Consider the following 6,081-nt stretch of genomic DNA (forward strand, 5'->3'; position numbering starts at 1 on the left):
TATTCATCCCCAAGGGGGCGAGCTGGCTGAACCTGCAAGAGCCGGGGTGGCGGCTGGGACGCCGAGAAGCCTACGCTGGCCAACGTTTCGCTGATCCAGCGGAGATTGACCAGGCGACGGCGGTCGCGACCACACAGCTCACGCCCGTGCGAAGCCGTGGGTGTGGGGACGGCCGCCGCCCACGCCACGCCTGTACCGCCCTCGCTTTGGGTACTCCCGTTGAGGAACGCAGCACTAGGGTTGGACCGCGGTGCGCGGCGTGACGACCACGTGCGGATGGTCCCACAGCAGACTCTCGGGCGGCAACGGCTCCTCCGGCGTGACATCGAGGCCGGCAGCGCGCACGTGGCCGCTGTCGAGCGCGGTCAGCACCGCGTCACCGTCCACGATCTCCCCGCGCGAAACGTTGATCAGGACACTGTCCGGCTTCATCGCGGCGAACGCCGCCGCGTCGAACATGCGGCGCGACCGCGCGGTGAGCGGCGCCGAGACGAAGACGACGTCACTCTGGCCGAGCAGGTCGTAAAATCGGTCGAGACCCCAGCAAGCCTCGACCTCCGCCGGCGGGGCCGCGGACTCAGGATCGACGGCGATTACGCGCATATCGAAGGCCCTGGCGCGCCGCGCGATCGCCACGCCCGTGCCGCCAAGCGCCACCAGGCCCGCCGTGCGCCCGGTCAGCTCCCACGATCGCTTGCGAATATCGATGCGCGTGTCCCAGCGCCGGCCGCGGATGGCGATCGCCACGCCGCGAGTGAGCGTGAGCAGCAAGGCGAAGGCGTGCTCGGCGAGATGCACGCCCACCGCGCCCTTCTCGCTGGTCAGCACCGCATCGTCCTCGACGAACTTGCCCTTGAGGTAGGCATCGACCCCCGCGCCGACCGTCTGCACCCAGCGCAACTGCCTGGCGTAGGTGTACAGATCCGGGCGCAGGCCGCCGAAGGCGATCTCCGCGTCGGCCTCGGCGATCAGCTCGTCTTCGCGCGTCGCCGGCCTGGCCACCTCGAGGCCGGCTTCCTTCGCGATCGCGCAGACGCCCTCGACGTGGCGCTCCTGCACTTCAGGAATCGCGATACCGGATCGGACGACTACCAGCTTCATAGACGACACCTCGACGACAACTTAAGCCGCGATCAGCGCTCATACTGCCCGATCAGGAGTGAAACCGCGACGGCGGCCGAGCACAAGCCCGCGGCGCACGTCATTCCGTCGCCTCCAGCACCGTGCCGCGCAGCATCTCCGCCGGCGAGCGGCCGCGCAGATACAGCCAGGCGAGCGCAAGCCCGACCAGCGCCAGCGCGCCGGACGCGATCAGCGAGGCCTGCACGTTCCAGTGTTCAGAAACGGCGCCGATGAACACGCTGCCGATCGGCGTGGTGCCGGCGAACAGCAGCGTATAGATGCTCATCACCCGGCCGCGCAACTGATCCGGCACGATGATCTGCAGCCGCGTCTGCGCCGATGCGCTGTAGATGATGCCCGCGCCGCCGATCAGCGCCAACAGCGCGGCGCTCACGCCGTAGATGGTGGAGAGGCCAAGACAGAGCAAAGCCAGGCTCAGCGCCAAGCCGCCGGCAAAGACGGTGCGCAGACTCTGGCCCCGCGTATAGGCCAGTCCCAGGGCCGCCACCAGCGCCCCAGCCCCCTGGGCGCTGAACAGCAGGCCGTAGCCCAGCGAGCCGGAGCGCAGCGTGAAGCGGGCCAGCAGCGGCACGACAACGGTGAAGTTAAAGGCGAATGTGCCGAAGAACGCCAGTGTGATCACCAGGACGAAGATCGCGGGCGTTCGCAGGGCATAGCCAACCCCTTCGCGCAGCAGCCGCAGCGGCGGATCGCGCCGCGGCCGCGAAATCGAAAAGAACCGCTCGGGCCGCATCAGCACCAGGCCGCCGATCGTGGCGAGGAAGCTGGCCGCGTTCAGCCAGAAGCAGCCGGCCACACCAACCGTCGCCAGCGCTACGCCGGCCAGCGCCGGCCCAGTGATGCGGCTGGTGTTGAACAGGGTCGAGTTGAGCGCCACGGCGTTCGCCACCTCGTCGCGACCTACGAGCTCCACGGGAAACGACTGCCGCGCCGGATTGTCAAAAGCGTTCGCCAGGCCCAGCACCAGCACCAGCAGATACAGATGCCAGAGTTGGATTGCGCCGATCTGGGTCAGCAGCGCCAGCACCAACGCCTGCACCGCGGAGATCGACTGCGTGACGATCAGCAGCCGGCGCTTGGGCACGCGGTCGGCGATCACGCCGCCAAATAACGAAAGGAAGGTGATGGGCAGGAACTGGAGTGCGGTGACGGTGCCCACCGCCAGGGCGGAATCGGTCAGCTTCAACACCAGCCACGCCTGAGCGGTGCGCTGCATCCAGGTGCCGGTGAGGGAGACGAGCTGGCCGAACCAGTAGAGCCGGTAGTTGTAGATGCGCAGCGAAGAGAACGTGGTCGCCAGGTGCTTGAGGCCGGGCGCCGGGGCGCGGCGCCCATCCGACGCTCGGGTTGTGATGCCGGCTTCTCCCGCCACCGACGCCTCGCGCGCACGCTTCCCCCGCGGCCGCGGCTTCGCGACGCGGTTTGCCAGACGTATCTCGCCGGCGTGCGCCCTCCAGCATAGCGACATCCAGGAATCGTTGGCGGCCCGGTCCGCTCGACTCAGACCGAAGGGTTCGGTGTCCATACGCAACACTATGGCAAGCTGTAACCAAAAAGTGCCGCGCGGACTATTCGTGAAACTGCGGATTCGGCGCAAAATAATAATTGAGACGGTGGAGGCGTTGGGCCGGGCTGCTGGTCGAGCAGCCCCCTGGGCGAGGAGACAAGACGATGGAGGGACGCTATCACGATTTGATGCCGGACGGAGACGAGCCGTATGCGCGCGGCTCGGTCGATACGGTCCCCATGGTCGCCAGCGTGGCCGAACTGTGGCTTTTGCAGCGCTGTATCCGCCACGAGCTGCCGGCGCAGGAGACCTGGAAGTTCCCACCCGCGAGCGTTGAGCTGAACGACCAGATCGCCGCGGCGCTGCTGTTTTGCCAGGAGCAAAACGTGGGCGAGGCGGCGCTGCGCCTGTCATGGGGCGATCTGCTCGCGATCGACTACGCCGTGCCCGCCGACGCGAAGGACGTGAACGGCCGGGCAATCGGGCGCGAGGTGCTGCTCAAGAGTTTTGCCGCGCGCGCCGCGCTGCGCCGTCCCTATCCGTTGCCGGACGCCGCGGATTCGACAGAGCCGTCGAGCAGCGACGTGCAGCAGCGACTGGCAACACACTTCACGGCGCCGCCGTCGACGACGGAGCCACGAGTTCCGCATACGAAGGAGGAAGACCATGCGTAACGCCGTTAGCAATCCCACGACCACGCCGGTGGAGGCGCCTGTTCGCACTCCCAGTGTCGCGCCGGCGCCGTGGCCGGAGCGCTACACCGACCCGATCCACATCTGCCCGCAGCAGAAGCGCGAGATGACCAGCCCGGACGTGGCGCCATGACATCGCTTGCGGACGAACCGGTGCGCAGCTCGTGGACGTCCCCCGCCGCGGATGCGGCGGGGCGGCGCCTGCGCGTGTTTGCACGGCTGGTGCGCTGCTCCGGTCCGTCCAGCGGCGCCGACGCGATCGAGTATCGCCTGCATGCCGGCGGCGCCCTGCTCTTCTGCACCGCGTCGCAGCCCACCTACGCCGGCGCGCTGGGGCGCGCGGCGGAGCTTGCGGACGCGCGCGCGGCGCTGGCGCGGCTGCCGCTGCGGCAGGGCTGCGATGAGAGCTCGGCGGTGACCTCGAGCCTCGACCAGATCACGAACCGCGGCCGCAACGCCGAGATCCCCGACGCGCTGCAGGATCTGGCGGAAGAGATCGCGGTCGATGTCCACGAGGCCTGCGCGGCCTTCGACGACCCGAACCTGTGGTATCCGGGCGTGGATGAGGGCATCGAGCCGGTGCCCGACGAGCATGTGCGGTTGGTGATCGCGGCGCTGCAACGGGAGCTCGACCGCGAGCGGCGCAATGCGCTGGGCCAGAACGTCGAGCCGAGGCTGCCGCCCGCACCGCTCGCCGAACTGCCCTGGTCCATCCAGCGGGCGCTGGCCGAGCGCCGCCGACTGCGCTTCAGCCAGTACGGCATCGGCCGGCCGCAGTGGGAGGCGGGCGCCTGGAGCCTTTGGGACGTGCGGGAGGACGCGGACTGGCTGCCGCGCCGCGCGGCGAACGTCGGGCGCGCCGGCGGCTACGCGGGCTGGTAGTTTCACGTCCCGGCAGCCGGCGTGCGCCTGCGCGACAGCTGTCAAAGGCGCTACGTGCCGTTGCTGTCCAGCAGGCGTTCGCGGGCGGCCTCGATCACGTCCGGCGCCAGGCCAGTCGTGCGCAGATACTGTTCCACCGAGCCGGATTCGGCGTGAAGCCGCTCGATCGTGCGCAGCATAGCGGGCGGCCGCGCACTCAGCATCTCCATGAACTCCACGCGATCAAGGCCCATGCGCGCCATGCTGGACAGCACCCGCTCCTCCGGCGGCGCCGGCAGGTACGCGGCCGTCAGCCCATAATCCTCTGCGATCAGCTCGGGGGCGACACCCGCCAGCAGCAGCAGCACGGCGCTGACGACGCCCGTGCGATCCTTGCCGCCGGCACAGTGAAACAGCAGCGGACCTCGCGCCTCGGCCACGGCCTCCACGATGCGCCGGATCGACGGCGCGCCCTCGCGCAGCATGCGCAGATAGGCGAGCGAGAAGTCGCTGGCGTAGAGCTTGCGCCGCGCCGCCAGCGCCTCCGGCGAGATCTCGGTGTCACGGAAGATCGGCACGTGCTCGCGTTCGGCGCCGACGTCGCGCAGGTCCGCGAATCCCTCGCGCGCCAACTCCGGAAATGAGCGCAGGTCGAAAACGCGGCTGACGCCCAATCGCTTGAGTTGCTCGCGATCGGCCGGCGTTGCTGCCAGCAGAGTGGCCGCACGCAAGGCGACGCGCGGCCGCGTGCGCCGCCCGCCCGGCGCGGGAATCCCACCCAGGTCGCGGACGTTATGGATCGCCTCGAAGCGCAGGATGCGGTCGAAGGCGGCGCCGTCGGTACGGTTCGTCATCTCGGCGGGAGGCTACCATCCGCGGCGGCGCCGAGCAAACGCCGGACTGGAGCCTGGGGGCCGGCGTTTGCAGAGCCGGGCGCCGCGATGGTAGACAGGAGGCAGAGCGAAGCGACCTGTAACCGTCTGGAGGTCGATCATGGCCATGCAAGCACGCGGCGCGGCGACGCGCAAGGCAGAGGCGGCCTCGCGCCGCGTGAACGGATCCGCGCAACCGGCGCGGCCGCAGCCCGCCCCCGAGCCTCCACCGCACAGCGAACCGCCGGCGAGCTGGTTTCCGCTGCTGGAAAAGACGCAGATGGACCCCGACGTGCGCGCCCTGCTGGAGAAGGCGGAGGAGCGCGTCGGCTTCTGCCCGAACGTCTTCCACGCCTGGGCCTGGCGTCCGTCGCGCTTCTTGAAGTGGTTCGCGCACTACAACGAGCTGATGACCGGCCCCTCCGGCCTGAGCCGTGCCGACCGCGAAATGATCGCCGTGGCCGTCTCGATGCAGAACAAGTGCATCTACTGCCTTACCTCGCACGGCTCGACCCTGCGCACGCTCACCGGCGACCCGGTGCTCGCCGACCGCATCACGCTCGACTACCGCCGCGCCGGTCTGCAGCCGCGTGAACGGGCGATGCTGGACTACGCGCTGAAGATTACGCGCGAGATGGAAGAGTGCTCGCCGGAAGACATCGCCGCGCTCAAGCGGCTGGGCTTCAGCGAGGAAGACGTTTGGGACATCGCCGAAGTGGCCTCGATGTTCAACTTCACCAACCGCCTGGCGGCGGCCACCGGCCAGATGCCCAACCGCGAGTATCACGGCATGTCTCGCTAGGGAATAGGGAACAGGGAGTAGAGGGCGGAGAGCGCGGTCGTGAGCGCCGGTTGCCAGCCGGTTTCGTGTGCCAGGACAGGTGAGACAGTCCGAGCATCGGCCGGCTTGGTCGTGGGCCCGCGGGCCCACGACCAAGCCGGCGCGGGACACGCAGAACGGGCACTCCGGTAGGGTAGAGGCGTCACCAGTCTCCCTGAGGAGGCC

The 6,081-nt window shown here is 69.1% G+C and carries 7 protein-coding genes; 4 read left to right on the top strand and 3 right to left on the bottom strand.

Annotated elements, in window-relative coordinates; translation table 11 throughout:
• Window positions 1-234: 234 nt before the first annotated feature.
• Together VKV26_20740 and VKV26_20745 are read right to left on the bottom strand one after the other, a co-directional pair.
• Window positions 235-1,101, bottom strand: a complete 867-nt coding sequence (locus tag VKV26_20740; GenBank protein ID HLZ72338.1) for an NAD(P)-dependent oxidoreductase — start codon at window positions 1,099-1,101, stop codon at window positions 235-237.
• A 100-nt stretch (window positions 1,102-1,201) separates the two neighbouring features.
• The gene (locus VKV26_20745; GenBank protein HLZ72339.1) at window positions 1,202-2,515 is read right to left on the bottom strand and encodes an MFS transporter; all 1,314 of its coding nucleotides are present in this window, start codon (window positions 2,513-2,515) and stop codon (window positions 1,202-1,204) included.
• 299 nt (window positions 2,516-2,814) lie between these two features.
• On the opposite strand from VKV26_20745, the gene VKV26_20750 reads away from it, so the two are divergent.
• The 3 genes from VKV26_20750 to VKV26_20760 are packed head-to-tail and all read left to right on the top strand — an operon-like array spanning window position 2,815 to window position 4,224.
• Window positions 2,815-3,324, top strand: coding sequence for a hypothetical protein (locus VKV26_20750; GenBank protein HLZ72340.1), 510 nt, complete (start codon window positions 2,815-2,817; stop codon window positions 3,322-3,324).
• The gene (locus VKV26_20755) at window positions 3,317-3,475 is read left to right on the top strand and encodes a hypothetical protein (GenBank protein HLZ72341.1); all 159 of its coding nucleotides are present in this window, start codon (window positions 3,317-3,319) and stop codon (window positions 3,473-3,475) included. Before VKV26_20750 ends, VKV26_20755 begins: the two co-directional genes overlap by 8 nt.
• Window positions 3,472-4,224 (top strand): hypothetical protein, encoded by a 753-nt coding sequence (locus VKV26_20760; protein ID HLZ72342.1) that lies wholly within the window; start codon window positions 3,472-3,474, stop codon window positions 4,222-4,224. The genes VKV26_20755 and VKV26_20760 overlap by 4 nt, the downstream gene beginning before the upstream one ends.
• Before the next feature lie 50 nt (window positions 4,225-4,274).
• Here VKV26_20760 and VKV26_20765 read toward each other — a convergent pair whose 3' ends face one another.
• Window positions 4,275-5,057: a tyrosine-protein phosphatase gene (locus tag VKV26_20765; GenBank protein ID HLZ72343.1), complete on the bottom strand. Its 783-nt coding sequence runs from the start codon at window positions 5,055-5,057 to the stop codon at window positions 4,275-4,277.
• Between the two features lie 139 nt (window positions 5,058-5,196).
• Here VKV26_20765 and VKV26_20770 point away from each other — a divergent pair, with 139 nt between their 5' ends.
• Window positions 5,197-5,877 (top strand): peroxidase-related enzyme, encoded by a 681-nt coding sequence (locus VKV26_20770; protein ID HLZ72344.1) that lies wholly within the window; start codon window positions 5,197-5,199, stop codon window positions 5,875-5,877.
• Window positions 5,878-6,081: the final 204 nt, after the last annotated feature.

It is taken from the genome of Dehalococcoidia bacterium (genome assembly GCA_035310145.1).
Classification (GTDB): Bacteria; Chloroflexota; Dehalococcoidia; order CAUJGQ01; family CAUJGQ01; genus CALFMN01.